Raw genomic sequence first — 18,366 nt, forward strand, 5'->3', positions numbered from 1 at the left:
CCGTCCGCTGGCGTTACTTGAGCCCGTCGCGCAACGCGAACTTCAGCACCGGGCGGGCGAGGAAGCCGGTCCAGCGCAGAGGCAGGAAGCCGACCCATTTCGGGGTGATGGCGATGGTCCAGGCGACCGTCGTCCCCTTGTCGCCGGGGCGCAGCAAGTAGCGCTGTCCGAACGATTTGATCAGCAGGGGGGCCGACACGCCGACCCCGATGGTGGTGAGCTCGCGAGCCTGCTCGCTGCGCGCGACTCGTTCCGACCACGCGGCGAAGGCTCCCCGATAGACCGCTTCCTCGCCCTTCCACGTCGGGCCGGTGACGATGAGCGGGAGCCGAAGGTGCTCGCGCTCGGTCAGCGCCGCCCAGACCTGCTCCGGCTTGATCGGCACGGTGACTTCGGCGGTCGCCGCCCACGTCGCCTTCTCGTCGAGGTACGCCCCTGGGTCGCCCTCCACCGGGTCGACGCGGAACCGGCGCGGGCCGCGCTCCCCATGCGCCAAGGCGAACAGCACGGCGAGCGCGCCGAGGCCCGCGAGCGCGGCGGCGACCACGACCCCGACGGCGATCCACAACCAGGTTTCGGTAGTCATATTGCTCCTCTTCACAGTTTGGCTCGATAAGTTACTGTGGGGTAGCTTACATGACCGGCCTTCAGGTCTGCCATGAAGGTGATCTTCGCCGCCTCAGAGGTGTTTGATCAGGATCTCCCCGAGCAGTTCGCGCAGTTGGGCGATCCGCTCGCGCGCGAGCGAGGTGTCCGGATGCCGCACGCGAAGCCAGAGGCCTTCGCCGGTTTGGGAGAACCAGAACTGCGCGTCGTCGGCGACGGTGGCGTTGCTGATATGCGTTGCGCGCAGCGCAGGGTCGACGTTCGGCCCGAACACTTTGCGATAGTCGATGTGGCTGACCATGGACACGTCCTTGCGCGCGAAGGCGAACGGCCCGGCCAGGCCGGAGAGCACGTGCCCGATCGGCACCTTGGCCGCGGGCAGCGCAGCGCGGAACGCGGCCCGGTTCTCCCGCACCCCGTCCGCGAAATCGGCCCCGCAGCCGAACACCAGCGGGATATTCGTGACGAACCAGCCCACTGCGGCTTCCCATTCTGGCCGCAGCCGGGTGTGCATCGGGGTGAGCGTGGCCGTGCGCTCCGGCCCGCCAAGCTCGCGGACGGCCATGGCGAGCGCGGTCAGCTCTCCGGCGAAGAGACTGCCCCCAAGGGCCTGGCACGTTGCCGCGAGCTTATCCGTGTCCTCGGAGCCGAGCAGTTCGAACACCGCCGTGCGCTGCGGCGCGACCTCGCCGGGCGCGACGCCGAGGTCGAGCGGGAAGCTCGGGAAGAACCCGTCCTGCGACGCGAGGAATTCCCGCCAGATCGTCAGCCCCTGGTGCTCGTGGGGCAGCGGCGGTTGCCCGGTCTCGTACGCGCAGTATTCGAGGAAACTGCCGACCGGAGGCAGTCCGGGCGGCTCCCCGCCCGCGACACGGGCCGAGTAGTCCTCGTTGAGTTCGCGGACGATGAGCGCGAGCGAAAGCGCGTCCACCGAGGAGTGGTCGAAGCCGCAGATCACGGTGCTGCGCTCGGGCCTGCTGATCGCGGCGAAGAGCGCGGCGGGGAACCGGGTCGGATCGCAGGCGGAGCCGAGCTCGTCGGCGAGCAGCGCTCGGGCTTCGTCGGCGGAGGCCACGGGTTCCCCCGACTCAGGCGCGATGAGCAGGACGGCGTGCTCCGGGTGGACGTGGCGCTCGATCACGCCGTCCTTCGCCGCGAAGGAGCTGCGCAGGCCTTCGTGCCTGCGCAGAAGCGCCGCGAAGGACTCGCCGAGCGCGTCCGGCTGGATCCTGCCCGGCACGTCGAACGTCACCGCGAGCCAGCCGTCGGCCTTGGGCTTGCGCGCTGCCGTCGCCTGGAGCAGATAGCCGAGGTGGAAACCTTGGTTCGCGGACGGCGGGATGTCCGAGGGGGTGTGAGCGACCGAGGGCGGGGACTGCCATCGGAGGTACTCGCCCGGCTCCAACTCGACCAAGTCGATCGTCGTGACCAGCATGGCTGCAATGTAGCAGCCGCCCGAGTCGGGCGCGTGACAGCTTAGGCGCGGGAGAGCTGACCGAGGGGGTAGCGGCCGGTCTCGACCACGCTGCGGAGCACGCTGCGCAGGTGGTCGACGTATTTGCGGATCGAAGCCTCGGCGACCGGGTTGTCGGGGAAGAACACGACGAGTTCGAGCAGGTCGTGGTACCGGTTGAGCCAGTTGAACACCGTCGTGGTCGGCGGCACCGGCTGGACCACCTTGTGGTACGAGGTCTCTTTCGTCGCGAGCCAGGTCGGGAACAGCCGCACGTCGATGAAGGAGATCATCGGCGGGGGCTGGAAGGGGATGCCGGTCGAGTCTGCGGTGCCCATGGTCTCGGCGACGAGGTCGATGACGCGCTGGATCGGGACGGAGGCGAGTTCTTTGGTGTCGTTCATCGCCTGCTGCGAGCGGGGGATGAGGTCCGCGAAGTCGGCGACGTCGTCCAGGCCGAACATGACCGGGATCGTGTTGATGAACCAGCCGTGCGTGTAGGTGTACCGCTCGTCGTCCCTGGTGGCAACCGCGCGCAGCATGTTGAACTGGCTTTGCCCGCCGAGCTCGTAGTTCGTCGCGGCGAACGCGGCGTACACGCCTGCGGTGAAGCCGCCGCCGTGCTCCTTGCAGTATTTGTGCAGGATCTCTGCCTCGTGCTCGGTGATGAGCTCGAAGGTGAGCACCTTCCCGCCGGGCTCGCCCGAGCCCTCGCCGAGCGGAAGCGGGAATTTCTGCAGCTGCCCGCCGAGGCTGTGGTAGTACTCGATCCAGCGTTGCGTCTGCGGGGAGTCGATGGTGAGCGAGGCGAGGCGGGCGCGCTCCTCCCGCGCGGATTCGAGCTGGCTGCCGGGGTTCGGCAGTACGGCGGGCTCGTCCTCTGTGATCTCCCGGTACAGGGATTTGATCTCCACGATGGCGATGAGGTTGCTGTACCCGTCGCAGAAGCTGTGGTCCTCGGCGAGGACGGCGTGGAAGCCGTCCTCGTGTTCGACCGCCGCGAACACGAGCGCGGGCCACTGCAGGGGCGAGGTCGTCTCGTCGAAGCGCGACACCAGGTAGTCCCGCACCTGCTCGCCCGTCTCGAACGTCGGGCCTTCGACCAGCTCCCAAGTGAGCGTGGCGGGGTCCACCTCGTGCCGGATCACCTTCGAGATCGGCTGCCCCGCGTTCCCGATCGCCGGGATCTCCTGCACCTGGAACCACGAGCGCAGGCTGTCATGCCGTTTGAGGAACCGCTGCCACACCTCGCCCAACGCGTCCTTGTCGAGGGGGACGTCGAACTCGATCGACACCGCCTCCCAGACCGCGGGCGGGGGCGAGGGCAGTTTGGCGTTTGCCGAGGCTCGGCGGATGTGCCGCTCCTGGATGTACGAAGCCGGGATCGGGCTCACCGGCGCGCTGGGGCTCGTCGACTCCGATGGGGCGGTCACCCTCCACTCCCAGACTTTCCCGGCCCGAGGCTCCCAGAAGCACGCAGGGATCTGAATGCCGTGCGCCTCCTTCTGGCGCGAATCTGATGTCTGGAGATCGGCGTCGCCGTTGACGCCTGTGGATGATTGATTCACTCGATGGTGTCCCTCGAATCGTGGCTGAGCGATGAGCGTGTGCGCGTTGAAGATCTAGTCTGCCACGGCGAGCGCCGCGCACGGGAGAGGCGGGCCATCTGAGCAGCGGGTTTCTCCGCGCGCGGCTGTGATCCCGGATGGAAAGCCCAGTTCAACAAACGAGGTTGCAGTTTGCTAACGAAACCTGGATTCATGCGGGCTGGCGCAAACGCTCCGACCGAGCGGAGCGTTTCTGTTCAGACAGTTTGAAATCGCCAGTCTCGGCGACGCTCACGACGATGCTCCGGAACGTGGAGAGGAACTTGTGCACGTTGCGACTGGCGGTCTCGGTGTTCGGGTACCGGCCGCAGAGCACGAGGCCAGAGGACGACCGGTTGAAGAACAGCGCGACTTCCTCGTCCGAGTAGTTCTTGCTCCGCAGCCCCCGAAGCCGCCATTCCTGCCATTGGTCGCCGCCGGGGATGGACACGCCGTTGATGAAGGAGACGAGGAAGGAGTTCTTCGCCTTGGGCTCGAGCAGCTCGCAGATCCGCGCGTACGGCACGGAGGCGACGAGCCTGCCGGTCTGCTGGGTCTGCTGCGCGAGCGGGGTGGCTTGGGAGAACGAGTCGACTTCGCGGATGTCGACGACCATGGGCGCGATGCCGACGAACCAGCCGAGGGACTCCGCCCAACGGGGGTTGTTGCGGGTGTGGAACGGCATGACGGCGCTGAACTGGTCCCGGTCCGAGGTGAGTTTCGTGCTCAGGGCCAACGCGGCGATGATCCCGGCCTGATAGCCGCCGCCCGCAGATTTGCAGGCGGCGGAGAAGTCTTCGCTCAGCTGCGAGTCCAACAGCCACGACATGTAGCCGCGCTGCGCCACGCGGCCCCGGTGCGACCTGCCGTCTTCGAGCGGGAGGGGGAAAGTCGCCGAGCGGCCGTCTTTCAGGACCGCCTCCCAAGCGCGCACGGCGGGATGCCCGGCATCGACAGACTGGGCGGTCACGCGCTCCTCGGCGGAGAAGTCCACGTACGAGTCTTTGTCCGTAGCGGGCGGCGGGACGAAGTCCGGAGCCTCGACGAGCACTTGGCGGTACAGCTGCACCAGCTCGTTGCCGAGCAGGTAGATCGAGTACCCGTCCAGAAGGCTGTGGTCGGCGACGAACAGGACGGTGAAGGTGCCGTCGTCCCGCTCGATGGTGGAGAACACGTATCCGGGCCAGCGCGAGGGCGAGGCGATGGTGTCGAATTGGTGGCTGAGTTCGCGGTGCACGGCGGTGGCTGAGTGCAGGTCGCCCACGTCGACCTGGACGAAGTCCACGGTCCCCTCGGGGAGGGTGCGCCGGATCAGCGAGGAGGTCTGGGGCTTGACCAGGTCGACGAACTCGACCTGGGAACGCAGCACCTCGTGGCGGTCCGCCCAGATCCGCAGCGTGCGGCGCAGCGCCTCGTGGTCGAGCTCGCCCTCGAATTCCAGTGCCGTGCCGATCCAGGATTCCCGCGTCTCGCAGCTGGCGAGGGTGTAGTCGCGCAGATGCGCTTCGTGGACGTAGGAGACGGCCCTCGGGTCCAGCGGCCATTCGTGCAGCGCGGACGCGGTGTGCGCCATCCAATGCGTGACCCGGCCAGGGGTGATCGGATAGTCGAAAAGCTCGACGAATTCCATCGGCCGGTTCCTCTCTCGTTTCGACTGCGTGCAGCGGCTTGCATTATTCTATGGCCGGTGCCATTTGCGCGCAGTTTTGGAGGACTGTGCTTATCGTCTCAGCGCGTGGGCGTGTCACGTCACGATTTCGAGCAAAATGCTACAGCACGAACCGGGGTCCGCGTCTGTTTGAATTGTCAGACTGCGGTGTTAAAAGAGACCAGTGTTGAGATGGATGTGATGACCACGCGCGAGCTGCCCGAAGAGCCGGCCCGGCTCTTCGAAGAGTCGGCGCTGGGCCGTCGGGAGCCGTTCCTCGTCCTCGGCGGGCCGGGGTCGGGCAAGACGAGGCTCGTCGTGGAGTTGGCGTGCCATTGGGCGCTGCAGCCGCAGACCTCGGCAGTCGTCCTCGCCCCGAACCGCGCCGCCGCGGACCTGCTCCGAGGCGAGATCCATGGCAGGCTGCTGCGCGCGAGCCCGGAGCTGGCGCTGGCCAAGCCGCTCGTGCGCACCACGCACTCGTACGCGTTCGCGCTGCTCGAAGCGAGGGCCCGGACGTTCGGCAACCCGCCGCCCCGGCTGATCCCCGCCGCGGAGCAGGACGCGACGCTGCGGGAGCTGGCGGACGAGCAGGCGGCGCGTTGGCCGCCCTCGTTGCGGGGCGCGCTCGGCTCCGCCGAATTCACCGCGCAACTGCGCGCAGTCTTCCAGCGCGCGGCGCAGCATGGGCACGGCCCCGAGGGCCTGATCGCGCTCGGGAGGGAGCGGGCCCGCCCGGAATGGGTCGCGGCGGGGCGGACGTGGCAGGAGTACGAGCAGGTCATGACCTTGCGCAACGCGGTGGGGATGGCGGATCCGACGGGCAGCCCTGGGGCGCTCGACGCGGCGGAGCTGTTGACCGCGGCGCTGGACGCGGTGGCCGAGGACCCGGACTTGCTCAGGCAGCCGCTCGGCGGCCCGGGGGGCAGGTTCGTCGTGTTCGTGGACGACGCGCAGCATTTCGACCCGCAGGCGGCCCGTCTGGCGGGCCTCGCCTCGGACCGGGCGGATTTGGCGGTCCTCACCGCCGACCCGGACCAGTCGGTGTTCTGGTTCCAGGGCGCGGAGGCGGGCCCGAATTTCTGGCGGCGCGCGCGGCGGCTGCGCCTCGGCCCGAGCCAGCGGCTGGCTCCGGAGGTCGCGGGGCTGGTCGCGGCGGTCGCCCCGCGCTCGGTCCCCGAGGTGGCGACCGCGCGAGAGGCTCCGGGCGAGGCTCGGGTGCGGCTGTACCCGACGACGGCCGCGCAGGCAGAGGGCGTGGTCGAGGCGTTGCGGCGGGCGCACGCGCGCGACGGGGTCCCATGGTCCAGGATGGCGGTGCTGGTCCGTTCGGTCCCCGCGCTCGCGCCGTCCCTCGCGCGTGCCGCCGCGCTGGCGGAGGTGCCGCTGCGCGCCCCGTCCGCCAGCGGCCCGCTCGCATCGAATACGACCGTATTGGCACTGCTCCTCTTGCTCAGAGCGGTCGCGGCGGCGGACCTCGAACCCTCGACAGCCCTGCAGTTGTTGACCTCGCCGCTCGCCGGGGCCACGGTCGCCGAGGCCCGAGCGCTGCGCAGGCGGTTGCGCGAGGAGGAGCCGGACCGTCCGTCGCTCGAATCGCTCGCCGGGCTGATCCTCGACGACGCGGAGCGGGGCGAGGCGGACCTGCCGGAGCCCGCGCTGCGCCTGCGACGGGTGTGGCGGGCGGCCTCGGCGGCGGCGCGCTCGGCGCAAACGGTGGAAGACGTGTTGTGGGCGGCGTGGTCGGCGAGCGGTTTGGAGGAGCGCTGGGGCGACGAAATCCTCGCCGAGCCGGACTTCGCGGCGGTGAACGCGCTGTTTTCCTCGGCGCGCGCGCAGCACGTTGCGGACTCGCGCGAGATCGGCCCGGCCCTCGCCCAGTTCGCCGAGCGGATCGAGCGCGAACGCCTGCCCGCGCCGGGGCGGATCGCGGACGGCGGCGGCTCCGACGCGGTGACGTTGTCGTCCGCGCACGCGGCAGCAGGCCGGGAATGGGACGTCGTGGTGGTGTGCGGGGTGCAGGAAGGTTTGTGGCCAGGGCTTTCGGAGTCCAATTCCCTGCTCGGGGTCGACGAGCTCGCCGCCGCGTTTGACGGCGTGCGCGCCGATGCGAAGCTCGACGCGCGCAAACAAGTGCTGGCCCAAGAGCGCAGGCTGCTCTACCTCGCCTGCTCGCGGGCGAGGGACCAGTTGCTGCTCACCGCCGTAGAAGGGGAGGGGGATTTGGTCCCCTCTCGCTTCTTGCCGCTCTGGTGGCAAGGCTCCGCCTCGGAGCGGGCCCCCGAAGCGGAACCCGCGCCGCAGGCTCCGCAGGCCCCGTGGAGTTCGGCGGGCGTCGTCGCCGAGCTGCGCAGGCTCGTGTGCGGGGCGGACGAGGGCCGCGCGAGCCGGGCCGCCGCAGCGCTCGCCGCGCTGGCGCGGGTCGGAGTGGCGAGCGCGCATCCCAAGAGCTGGCACGGGCTCGCCGCGCCGTCGACGGACGAGCCGTTGGCCGAGGACGGCGTGGTGACTTTGAGCCCTTCCAGGGTGGAGCAACTGCTCGTCTGCCCGCTGCGCTGGCTGTTCGAGCGGGCGGTCCCCTCGGCTCCTGGCGAGGCCGCCGCTGTGGGCACGGCCGTGCATCTTTTGGCCTCGGTCTCGGGACGGTTCTCCGAAGAAGAGCTCGCCTCGGCGCTCGACGAGGCCGTCAGCCAGGCGGACGCGCGGTCGGCTCGTCCGCCATGGGCGGCGCAGCGGCGACGGGAGCAGCTCGGACGGCTCCTCGCCACGTTCTCGGGCTGGCTTGCGGCTTCGCGCGGCGAGTTGACCGAGGTCGGCGTGGAAGTCCCCGTGGAAATGACCCTCCCGGCGCTCGGCGGGCGGTCCGGCTCGTTGCCCCGAGCCTCGCGCGCCCCGATCGCCGACGTGGAGCTGGAAGTGCGGATCAAGGGCAGGATCGACCGTTTGGAGAAGACGAGGGACGGCGAGCTGGTGATCGTGGATCTGAAGACCGCGAAGACGCCGCGCAGCGTCGCCTCGGTCCACGAGGACGCGCAGCTGGCCTGCTACCAGCTCGTCGTCGGCGCGGCGCGGGAGGAGCCGGTGGCGGGCGGCAGGCTGGTCTTCCTCGGAGCCCCGCGCAAGGATGCCGGAGCCGCGGAGCGCGAGCAGCCCGGACTGGACGACGAGGCGGCGCGCGCGTGGAGCGACGCGGTCCGCGAGGCCGGGGCTTTGGCGGTCGGGCCGCAGTTCCCCGCCCGTCCGAACGCGGGGTGCGCCAGCTGCCCCGGACGGCGTTGCTGCCCCGCGCTGCGAAGGGCCGCCGGATGATCAGTCCGAGGCTGCTCGCGCAGGCGGTCGGCGCGCCTTTGCCGAGCGAGGAGCAGGAGCGGGTGATCGGAGCCCCGCTCGCCTCGTCGGTGGTGCTGGCCGGGGCCGGGTCGGGGAAGACGGAGACCATCGCCGCCCGCGTGGTCTGGCTGATCGCCAACGGGCTGGTGGAGCCGGAGCAGGTGCTCGGACTCACCTTCACAAGGTCGGCGGCGCGGGGGATGCTCAGCCGCATCCGCGCGCGGCTCGCGGGCTTCGCGGCCTCCCCGCTCCTCGGCCGCGTGGACCCGACCGGGCGGCTGGGCGAGCTGCTGGAGAACTCCGAGCCGCAGGTGATGACCTACGACGCGTACGCGGGCGAGCTGGTGTCGCGGTGGGGGCTGCTGCTGGGCGGGAGCGCCGCTCCCCAGGCGGACGGGGCCGCGGGCGGTCGCGTCGTGCTGTCCGACTCGGGGATGTGGCAGCTGGCGTACGAGACGGTGGTCGGCTGGGAGTCCTCGCTCTCGGTGGACCGGAGCGCGGCGGGAGCGGCGGAGGCGATCACCGCGCTGGGTCGACGGATGGCGGAGCAATTGGCGGGGCCGGAGCGGGTGACGTCGGCGGCAGAGGAGCTGGAGCGGCTGGTGCGCACGCTGCCGAAGGGGCCGAGGCAGCGCGCCGAGCCTTCCCTCGAGTTGCGGGACGCGGTCGCGGTGCAGCAGGCGAGGGCGGAGCTGCTGGGGATGGTGGCCAAGGTGCAGGAGCGGCTGCGGTCGAGCGGCGCGGCGGACTTCGCGACGCAGACAGCCCGCGCGGCGGAGCTGGCGGCCAGGTTCGCGCAGGTGCGGGCGGAGGAGTCGGGGGCGCATCGGGTGGTGTTGCTCGACGAGTACCAGGACACCGGCCATGCCCAGCGGATGCTGCTCCGCGCGCTCTTCGGCCAGGACGGCGACAATGATGTGGCGGTCACCGCTGTGGGCGACCCCCATCAGGCGATTTACGCGTGGCGCGGGGCTTCGGCTGGCAACCTCGCGGCGTTCGGGGACGATTTCGGCGCGCGGGACTCGCTCACGCTCATGACCAGTTGGCGCAATCCGGTCGCCGTGCTCGGGCTCGCGAACCGGACCGTCGCCCCGTTGCGCCGCGCGGGGGTGCGAGCGCCGTGCCGGAGCTGACGGCCCGGCCCGAAGCCCCGGCGGGCGAGGTGCGGGTGGCGCTCTTCGAGGACGCGGCCGAGGAACGGGCGTGGATCGCCGAGCGGTTGCGCCGTGCTGCGGCAGAGGCGGACGGGACCGGCTCCCGGCCTTCTATGGCAGTGCTGGTCAGGCGGAACGCCGACGCCCTCGCCGTCGCCGACGCGCTCGCCTCGGCGGGGCTCGAGGCACAGGTGGTCGGACTGGGGGGCCTGTTGGACACGCCGGAAGTCTCAGACCTGCTCGCGATGCTGGAGCTCGTGGCGGACCCGAGTTCGTCCACGGCCGCGTTGCAGGTGCTCACCAGCCCGCGCTGGCGGATCGGCGCGGCAGACCTGGCCGCTTTGTCCGCGCGGGCGGCGGAACTGGGCGCTCGCAGGCCCAAACGCTCCGCCCCGAAGGACTCCGCCGAGCTGATCGACCAGCTCGCGGGCGTGCTCGCCGACGAAGGAGCAGAGCAGGCGAGCCTGGGCGACGCGCTCGCGGACTTGGGCGACCTGGCCAGGTACGGGCCGGCGGGGGGCGCGCGGCTGGCCGTGCTGGCGGGGGAGGTCGACCGGCTGCGCGCGCAGCTCGACCGGCCTCTGCCGGAGTTCGTGACGCTGGTGGAGCGGACGATGGGGTTCGCAGTCGAGGCGGACGCGCAGGCGCGCGAACGGCTCTCGGCGTTCGCCTCGGTGGTGGCCGAGCACGCCAAAGGGGTCGCCGCGACCGGCGGCTCGACGAGCCTGTCCGGCCTCGTCGGCTATCTGCGCGTCGCTGAGACGGTGGAGCGCGGGCTGCCCGTCGGCGAGGTCGCGCCGGATCCGAGGAAAGTCCAGGTGCTGACTGTTCACGCGGCAAAGGGGCTGGAGTGGGACGTCGTCGCGGTCGCGCATCTCGTCAAGGGCGTGTTCCCAACAGGCAGGGCGCGGTCCACCTGGGTCGGCGACCTCACCGAGCTGCCGCCGGACGATCTCGGCCCGCTCACATCGTCGCAGGACCGCGCGGAGCTGCAAGAGATGCTGCGCGCGGAGCGAGAGGCGGCGAAAGAGGTGGCGGACGAGGAGGAGCGCAGGCTCGGCTACGTCGCGGTGACTCGTGCCAAGCAGACGCTGCTGCTCTCCGGGCACTGGTGGGCCGAAGGCGTCGAACGGGCGCTCGGGCCGTCCGCGTTCCTGGTCGAGTGGCGCGACGCGCTGGCGGAGCAAGGCGGCATGCCGGACGTGTGGGCCGAATCGCCCGCAGGCGAGGCGGCCAATCCCTTGCTCGGCGAGGCCGAAGGCGTCCTCTGGCCCGCCGATCCGCTGCTCGGGCGCAGGCCATCGGTCGAACGGGGCGCGGACCTCGTGCGCGCGGCCCTTGCCGCCGAAGCGTCGTCGGCTTCTTTCGCGGCGGCGGACCCCGAGGACCGGGACGCGGAGCTGTTCGCGGCGGCGGAGGCGTTGATCGCCGAACGGGAGGCTGCGGCGGAGCGCGCCGCCGCCGAGCGCTCGGGGCTCACGGTCAGCGATGTCGTGGGCCTCGTGGTGGACCCGGCGGAATTCGCGCGCGAGCGCGCCAGGCGCGGCCCCCGCCCGCCCGCCCGCGAGGCGCAGGCGGGAACCGATTTCCACGAATGGGTGCGCAGCTGGTACCTGTCCGAGGAGCTTTTGGGCCTCGACGAGCTGCCAGGGGCGGCGGACGACGGCTGGGAGTCCGCCGAGCGCGGGCACGCCCCCCGATTGCGGCAGATGTTCCTTGACTCGCCGTGGGCGGCCCGCAGCCCGGTTGCGGTGGAGACCCCGTTCGAGCTCAACCTCGACGGCGTGCTGGTGCGAGGGCGGATCGACGCGGTGTTCGCGCAGCCGGGCGGCGGGTATGTGGTGGTGGATTGGAAGACCGGGCGGGCCGACCCGCGCAAGGCGCGGGCGCAGCTGTCGGTCTACCGGCTCGCCTGGCAGCGGCTCACCGGAGCGACGCAGGTGGTGGGAGCGGTCCACGAGGTCGCGACCGGTGTGACCAAGACCTTTGACGACCTGTACACAGCCGAAGAGCTGGCGCGGCTCCTGCGCTGAGGCCCTGACAGCCCGGCGCTCTGCCTCTGCCGCCGGCGGGCGGGGCGGCGCTGTCGGCTTCTCGCGAGCTACTTGCCCGTGATCGCGATCTTCAGCGCTCCGTAGATCAAGGGGAACTGCAGCGGGAGCCGTCCGTACGCGATGGCCTCGGGGATTGCGCCCTTGCCGGTGAAATCCTTGGCCATTTGGACGTTCGCCGGGTAGACGGCGGCGAACAGCGAGGCGGCGGCGAGGCCGCCGAGCCTGCGGGTGCGCGGAATGACCAGGAGGACGCCGACGCCGATCTCCGCGAGGCCGGACAAGTACGTCCAGAGCCGGGGCGAGCCTGGCAGGCTCGGGGGGACGATCGTGTCGAAGGGCTTCGGCACGAGGAAGTGCAGCGGCCCGGTTCCCAAGAGGGAAGCGGTGATCGCGGCCAGATTCCACGAGCCGGCCGGCCCCTTCGCCCCTGCGGGCGTGCGCAGCGGGGTGAGTTCGGCGAGCGGCGCGGGCAGGCGGTCGACGACGATCTGCGCGAGGCCGCCGAGTTCGCCGCTGACCTCGACGAGCGCGGGCGCGATGTCGCCCGCGCGGGTCCGGGCCGGGAGCGAGAGGACTTTCGCCGCGAGCGCCCGCGTTCGAGGCAGAAGCTCGGCGAGCTTCGATTTCCCTCGGTCGAAATCGACAACGAACTCATCCAGCTTCGCGACAAAGTCGTCTGCCTCTGGCAGCGCCAAAGATTCGGAGATGCTCACATCCAGGAGCCTAGCCCAACGCGTAGCATTGTGCCATGACCGCACTTTTCGACCAGATCAGCGCTTCGAAATACATCATGCTCACCACGTACCGCAAGGACGGCGCCCCGAAACCGCTCCCGATTTGGGCCGCGAAGGAGGACGGCGAGCTTCTGATCTGGACGGTGGGCGACTCCTGGAAAGTCAAACGGATCCGCAACACCCCGAGGGTCACGGTCCAAGCCTGCGACGCGCGAGGCAGAAAGCTGTTCGGCGAGCCGCTGGAGGCACGGGCGGCGGTGTTGGACGCGGCGGGCACCCAGCGCGCGAAAAACGCGATCGTCCGCAAGTACGGGGTCGTCGGCTGGATCGGCGTGAAAGTCTCCGACCTGCGCGGAAAGTCGCGGACGGTCGGGCTCTCCATCACTGAGGCCTCGGCCTAGCCCGTCCGCGCGGGGCCGTCTCCCTGCCTAGCGCGTCCGCTCTTTGAGCGCCCGCGTCATCAAGCCTCCCGCGACGAAGACCCCGGCGGCGAGCAGGAACGGGGACTGGTGGCCGAGGCGCTGGTACGCCACGCCTGAGGCGAACGACCCGACGCTGATCCCGATGTTGCAGGCCGAGTTGAGCATGCTCGCGGTCAGATCGGCCGACACCCGCGAGTAATGGAGCATCGCCGCGGAGTTGAGCGCGGGGACGGCCCCGAAGCCGAGCCCCCACAGCGCCGCGGCGGCGAAAGAAGGCCACACCGAGGGGAGCAGCGACCACAAGCACAGCTGCGCCCCGCACAGGAGGAGAAAGCCGGTGGCGACGGCCCCGCGCAGCCGCTCGGGCGGCACCGCCCCGGCGAGGCCGGTGCCCGCGATGGTGCCGATCCCGTACGCCATGAGCAGGGCCGGGGCCAACCGGTCGGGGAATCCCGACGAGGCCAGCTCGGCGCGCAGCAAGGTGAACGCGAGGAAGTGCCCGGTCAGCCACAGGAGCCCAACGAGGCACACGACCGCCGCGCTGCGGTCGGGCCGGGGGAACAACGGCCCCTGCTCGGTCCTTCCCGACGGCAGCGGGGGCAGGAGCAGCCGCGCGGCGACGGCGCAGGCTCCCGCGCCGGCCGCGAGGGCGAGGAAGGCCTCCCGCCAGTGCGCGCCGACCGCCGCGACGAGGGGCACCGCGAGCGCGAGCGCGGCGACGTTGCCCGCGAAGAAGATCGCGACGGCGGCGACCATGCGCCTTGGCGGGCTGAGCCGATGGGTGATGTCCATGCCTACGCCGAAGAAGATCGAGTGGCCGAAGCCGCCGACCACTCTGGCGAGGATCGCAAGGGGCAGGCTCTCGGTGACGGCGAGGACGGCGGTCGAAACGGCGAAGGCGCTCATCGAGAGCATGAGCACCTTCCGCCGGTCGAAGCGGTCCAGCAGCCTGATCGCGGGGACGGAGGCGACGACCACGGTCAGCGCGTAGCAGCTCACCAAGAGGGCGGCGCGGGACTGCGGGACTCGCAGGGCCGAGGCGAGCTGCGGCAGGACGCCGACCGGCCCGACCTCGACGGTGATGACCACGACCATGCAGAGCGAAAGGAAGAGGATCCGACCGAGCGGGAAGGCCCGCTCGGTCCGGGGCTCAGCCCTCATACGAGCCAGATCGGAGACAAGAGTGGTCGAACCGCTCCACGATGAAGCTCATGCGGTTGATGATACTGATACCCTGAGACCCCGTGCCCCTGCTTTCCTCGTATGACCTCGTGGTGGTCGGCTCCGGTTTCTTCGGCCTCACCGTCGCCGAACGCGCCGCCCGCGAGCTGGGCAAACGAGTGCTGGTCCTGGAGCGCCGCGACCACCTCGGCGGCAACGCCTGGTCGGAGGCCGAGCCGGAGACGGGCATCGAAGTGCACCGCTACGGCGCGCATCTCTTCCACACCTCCAACAGCGCGGTTTGGGACTACGTGCGCCGGTTCGCCGAATTCACCGACTACCAGCACCGAGTGTTCACCAAGCACGCCGGGCAGGTCTACCCGCTGCCGTTCGGCCTCGCGAACATGTGCCAGTTCTTCGGCCGTTCCTTCACGCCAGGCGAGGCGCGCGAGTTCGTCGCGGCCCAGGCCGCCGAGGCGACGGGCGACCCGGACCTGAACCTGGAGAACAAGGCGGTCTCCCTCATCGGCCGTCCGCTCTACGAGGCGTTCGTGCGCGACTACACGGCCAAGCAGTGGCAGACCGACCCCAAGGAGCTTCCGGCGGGGATCATCACGCGTCTCCCGGTGCGGCTCACCTTCGACACCCGATACTTCAACGACCGCTTCGAGGGCCTGCCGAAGGACGGCTACGCCGCGTGGCTGACGAAGATGGCCGAGCATCCGCTGATCGAGGTGCGCGTTGGCGTGGACTATTTCGACCTCGCCGAGCAGCTGCGCGAGCAGAACCCCTCGGCCCCGGTGGTCTACACCGGCCCGATCGACCGGTATTTCAACTGGTCCGAGGGCGAGCTGTCGTGGCGGACCCTCGACTTCGAGACCGAAGTCCTCGCCGTGGGCGACTTCCAGGGCACGGCGGTGATGAACTACGCCGACCTCGACGTGCCGTACACCCGGATCCACGAGTTCCGCCATTTCCATCCCGAGCGCGACTATCCGAAGGACAAGACCGTCGTCATGCGCGAGTTCTCCCGGTTCGCAGGCCGGGACGACGAGCCGTACTACCCGGTGAGCTCCTCCGCCGACCGCGCGAAGCTCGCCGCCTACCGGGCGCTGGCCAAGGGCGAGAGCCGCGAGCGGCGCGTGCTGTTCGGCGGGCGGCTCGGCACCTACCAGTATTTGGACATGCACATGGCCATCGCGAGCGCGATGCGAATGTTCGAGAACGATCTGCGCCCGTACTTCGCGACCGGGGCGTGGACGGGGGAGAAAGAGGAGGCAGCGGTATGAGCCAGACCGAGACGGCCGCGCAGGCGGACGAGACCCTCTTGCAGCGTCTTGTCCTGCCTCGTGCGGGGGAGTCCTCGGACGTGCGCAGGCTGTACGTGGAGCATCCGAACCCCGCGACGCCGAGGGCGCACGCGATCGACCGCTTCCAGCTGCGGATGCGCCCGGACACCGAGGTCTCCTTCGCCACGTACTTCAACGCCTTCCCCGCCGCGTACTGGCGGCGGTGGACGGCTCTGCGGTCGGTGACGCTCCAGATCGAGCTCACCGGTCGCGCGGGCGTCCAGGTCTACCGGTCGAAGGCGGACGCCGCCCCGGTGCTGTTGGACTCCGCCGTCACCACGGTGGGGATTCCCGACCAGCCGCAGACCTTGAGCTTCGAGCTGCCGCTCACCGCGTTCGAGGACGGGGGCTGGATGTGGTTCGACGTCACCGCCGAGGAGGAGCCCGTCGTCCTCGTGCGGGCGGGCTGGCATTCGCCGACTCCGCCGCCGGGCGGCAGCTCCCCGGCGCAGGCCAAGGTCACCATCGGCATCCCCACCTTCAACCGCCCGTCGGACGCGGTGAACGCGCTGGTCGCCCTCACGTCGGACCCGGCGCTCGACGCGCGGGTCGGCGCGGTGATCATGGTGGACCAGGGCACGAAGAAAGCCAAGGACGAGCCGGGCTTCGCCGAGGCGGCGGCCCGGCTCGGCGGCCGCCTCACCGTCCACCACCAGGGGAACCTCGGCGGCTCGGGCGGCTACGCCCGCGTCATGCACGAGGCGCTGACCACGACCGACGCGGAGCGGTTCGTCGTCATGGACGACGACGTGGACGTGGAGCCCGAGTCGATCCTGCGCCTGGTCTCGTTCGGGCGCTGGGCGCAGACCCCGACCATCGTCGGCGGGCAGATGCTCAACCTGCAGGAGCGCTCGCACCTGCACTCGATGGGCGAGGTGCTCGACCGCGTGCGCCTGATCTGGGAGAAGGCTCCCGGCACGAAGTACGACCACGACTTCGCAAAACAGCCGCTCTTGGCGACCAAGGAGCTGCACCGGCGGGTGGACGTGGAGTTCAACGGCTGGTGGCTGTGCCTGATCCCGCGCAAGGTGCTCGAAGAGGTCGGCCTGCCGATGCCGTTCTTCATCAAGTGGGACGACGTGGAGCTGGCGCTGCGGGCCAGGGCGCACGGCTACCCGACCGTGGGCCTGCCCGGAGCGGCGATCTGGCATATGGCCTGGGCGGACAAGGACGACCGGATCGACTGGCAGTCCTACTTCCACCTGCGCAACCGGCTCATCGTCGCGGCCCTGCACCACGACGGCTCCCGGCTCGGCCTGTACGTCCATCTCGCCAAGGCGACCCTGTTCCACGCTCTCACGATGGAGTACTCGACCCTCGCGCTGCAGCTCAAGGCCGTGCGGGACTTCCGGGCAGGCCCCGAGGGGCTGCACGCGCTCTTGCCAAAGGCGCTCGGCCAGGCGCAGGAGGTGCGCAAGGGCTACCCGGACGCGCAGGTCCTCGCCTCGGCGACAGAGCTGCCGCTGCCCTCCGGGCGGGGCATGGCGGGCACGCGCAAGCCGTTCGGCAGGGTCGGCAAGATCGGCAGGATGGCCACCGCCGTCATCCACCAGCTGCGCGCGGAGAGCCCGGAGCACCACGAGCGTCCCCAGGCCAACGTCGCAGCGCAAGACTCCTGGTGGTGGCTGCTGTCGAAGGTGGACGGGGTCACGGTCACCGTGTCCGGCGGATCGGGCGTGGTCTACCGCAAACGCTCTCGGGCCGAGGCGATCCGACTCGCCAAAGAGTTCGCCCATGAGTTCGTCGGCCTCGCGAAGGACTACAGTTCGCTCGCGAAGCGTTATCGCGCGGCGGCCCCGGAGCTCACGAGCGAGAAGACGTGGCTGAAGACCTTCGCAGGAGAGGACAAGGCATGACCGACGTCGATCAGACCTCAGTGGCGATTGGCCGATCCAACCCCGTTTCGGGCCTCGTCCGCGCGATGCGCCCGAAGCAGTGGGTGAAGAACGTCCTCGTCCTCGCGGCCCCGCTCGCGGCGCTGGGCAGCAAGGGCAAGGTGGACTTCGTCCAGACGCTGCCGCTGATCCTCATCGCGTTCGCGGTCTTCTGCGCGGCGGCTTCCGGCGTGTACCTGGTGAACGACATCCGCGACGTGGAGGCCGACCGGGCGCACCCGACCAAACGGAACCGGCCCATCGCGGCGGGCGTGGTCCCGGTGCCGCTCGCGGCGAGCGCGGCGGTGGTGCTCATGCTCGCGGCCCTCGGCTGCTCCTTCCTCGCGAACTGGCGGCTGGCGGTCGTGGTCGCCGTCTACCTCGGATTGCAGCTCGCGTATTGCTTCGGGCTCAAACACCAGCCCGTGCTCGACATCTGCGTGGTCTCCTCGGGCTTCTTGCTCCGGGCGATCGGCGGCGGCTCCGCGGCGAGCATCGAGCTGTCGCAGTGGTTCCTGCTGGTGATGGCCTTCGGCTCGCTCTTCATGGCGGCGGGCAAGCGCTACGCCGAGCTGTCGCTCGCCGAGCGGACCGGAGCGAAGATCCGCAAATCCCTTGAGGGCTACACGAGCACCTACCTGCGGTTCGTGTGGACCTTGGCTGCGACCAGCGTGCTGCTGTGCTACGGGCTGTGGGCGTTCGACCACCCCAAGGGCACGGTCTGGTACGAGATCTCCATGGTGCCCTTCGCGCTCGCGATCCTGCGCTACGCGCGCCACGTGGACGGGGCGGACGCCGGGGAGCCCGAAGAGATCGCGTTCTCCGACCGGACCCTGCAACTGATGGCCCTCGCGTGGATTCTGGTGATGGCCGTTGCGGTCGTCGTTTCTTAACTCGGGACCGGCCCGGAAATGGGCCGAGGGCATACGGGCGGGGAGGGACGGCTTCGCCGGATGGCTCAAAGGCCAGGCGTTCTGGATCGGGGCCGCGCTGAC

At 70.4% G+C, this 18,366-nt stretch carries 13 protein-coding genes; 7 read left to right on the plus strand and 6 right to left on the minus strand.

Annotated features, from left to right (window positions below; translation table 11 throughout):
• Nucleotides 1-13: 13 nt before the first annotated feature.
• The 4 genes from HMPREF9336_RS05990 to HMPREF9336_RS06005 all read right to left on the minus strand — a co-directional run bounded on the left by HMPREF9336_RS05990 (nucleotide 14) and on the right by HMPREF9336_RS06005 (nucleotide 5,275).
• On the minus strand, nucleotides 14-586 hold the full coding sequence (locus HMPREF9336_RS05990) for an SRPBCC family protein (RefSeq protein WP_007469994.1): 573 nt from the start codon (nucleotides 584-586) through the stop codon (nucleotides 14-16).
• Nucleotides 587-679: 93 nt separating this feature from the next.
• Nucleotides 680-2,041, minus strand: a complete 1,362-nt coding sequence (locus tag HMPREF9336_RS05995) for a condensation domain-containing protein (RefSeq protein WP_007469997.1) — start codon at nucleotides 2,039-2,041, stop codon at nucleotides 680-682.
• A gap of 41 nt (nucleotides 2,042-2,082) precedes the next feature.
• Entirely contained in the window at nucleotides 2,083-3,492 is a 1,410-nt protein-coding gene (locus HMPREF9336_RS06000) for a condensation domain-containing protein (RefSeq protein ID WP_244431598.1), read from the minus strand.
• Between the two features lie 325 nt (nucleotides 3,493-3,817).
• Nucleotides 3,818-5,275 (minus strand): condensation domain-containing protein, encoded by a 1,458-nt coding sequence (locus HMPREF9336_RS06005; protein WP_007470000.1) that lies wholly within the window; start codon nucleotides 5,273-5,275, stop codon nucleotides 3,818-3,820.
• 219 nt (nucleotides 5,276-5,494) lie between these two features.
• Between HMPREF9336_RS06005 and HMPREF9336_RS06010 the strand changes: the two genes are divergently transcribed.
• The 3 genes from HMPREF9336_RS06010 to HMPREF9336_RS18920 are packed head-to-tail and all read left to right on the plus strand — an operon-like array spanning nucleotide 5,495 to nucleotide 11,810.
• On the plus strand, nucleotides 5,495-8,602 hold the full coding sequence (locus HMPREF9336_RS06010; RefSeq protein ID WP_021030190.1) for an ATP-dependent DNA helicase: 3,108 nt from the start codon (nucleotides 5,495-5,497) through the stop codon (nucleotides 8,600-8,602).
• Nucleotides 8,599-9,756 (plus strand): UvrD-helicase domain-containing protein, encoded by a 1,158-nt coding sequence (locus HMPREF9336_RS18915; protein ID WP_021030191.1) that lies wholly within the window; start codon nucleotides 8,599-8,601, stop codon nucleotides 9,754-9,756. The genes HMPREF9336_RS06010 and HMPREF9336_RS18915 overlap by 4 nt, the downstream gene beginning before the upstream one ends.
• Entirely contained in the window at nucleotides 9,744-11,810 is a 2,067-nt protein-coding gene (locus HMPREF9336_RS18920) for an ATP-dependent DNA helicase (protein ID WP_021030192.1), read from the plus strand. The genes HMPREF9336_RS18915 and HMPREF9336_RS18920 overlap by 13 nt, the downstream gene beginning before the upstream one ends.
• Nucleotides 11,811-11,878: 68 nt before the next feature.
• Here HMPREF9336_RS18920 and HMPREF9336_RS19245 read toward each other — a convergent pair whose 3' ends face one another.
• Nucleotides 11,879-12,544, minus strand: coding sequence for a DoxX family protein (locus HMPREF9336_RS19245; RefSeq protein WP_021030193.1), 666 nt, complete (start codon nucleotides 12,542-12,544; stop codon nucleotides 11,879-11,881).
• A gap of 35 nt (nucleotides 12,545-12,579) precedes the next feature.
• Here HMPREF9336_RS19245 and HMPREF9336_RS06025 point away from each other — a divergent pair, with 35 nt between their 5' ends.
• Nucleotides 12,580-12,966, plus strand: a complete 387-nt coding sequence (locus tag HMPREF9336_RS06025; RefSeq protein WP_007470010.1) for a PPOX class F420-dependent oxidoreductase — start codon at nucleotides 12,580-12,582, stop codon at nucleotides 12,964-12,966.
• A 27-nt stretch (nucleotides 12,967-12,993) separates the two neighbouring features.
• Here the strand turns inward: HMPREF9336_RS06025 and HMPREF9336_RS06030 are convergent, their stop codons facing one another.
• Nucleotides 12,994-14,148: an MFS transporter gene (locus tag HMPREF9336_RS06030; protein ID WP_021030194.1), complete on the minus strand. Its 1,155-nt coding sequence runs from the start codon at nucleotides 14,146-14,148 to the stop codon at nucleotides 12,994-12,996.
• Nucleotides 14,149-14,231: 83 nt separating this feature from the next.
• On the opposite strand from HMPREF9336_RS06030, the gene glf reads away from it, so the two are divergent.
• The 3 genes from glf to HMPREF9336_RS06045 are packed head-to-tail and all read left to right on the plus strand — an operon-like array spanning nucleotide 14,232 to nucleotide 18,264.
• Nucleotides 14,232-15,437: a UDP-galactopyranose mutase gene (glf, locus tag HMPREF9336_RS06035; RefSeq protein ID WP_007470018.1), complete on the plus strand. Its 1,206-nt coding sequence runs from the start codon at nucleotides 14,232-14,234 to the stop codon at nucleotides 15,435-15,437.
• A complete protein-coding gene (locus HMPREF9336_RS06040) occupies nucleotides 15,434-17,353 on the plus strand; it encodes a glycosyltransferase (protein ID WP_007470020.1) in 1,920 nt (639 codons plus the stop codon). Before glf ends, HMPREF9336_RS06040 begins: the two co-directional genes overlap by 4 nt.
• Nucleotides 17,350-18,264 (plus strand): decaprenyl-phosphate phosphoribosyltransferase, encoded by a 915-nt coding sequence (locus tag HMPREF9336_RS06045; RefSeq protein ID WP_007470022.1) that lies wholly within the window; start codon nucleotides 17,350-17,352, stop codon nucleotides 18,262-18,264. The genes HMPREF9336_RS06040 and HMPREF9336_RS06045 overlap by 4 nt, the downstream gene beginning before the upstream one ends.
• Nucleotides 18,265-18,366: the final 102 nt, after the last annotated feature.

It is taken from the genome of Segniliparus rugosus ATCC BAA-974 (genome assembly GCF_000185725.2).
GTDB lineage: Bacteria > Actinomycetota > Actinomycetes > Mycobacteriales > Mycobacteriaceae > Segniliparus > Segniliparus rugosus.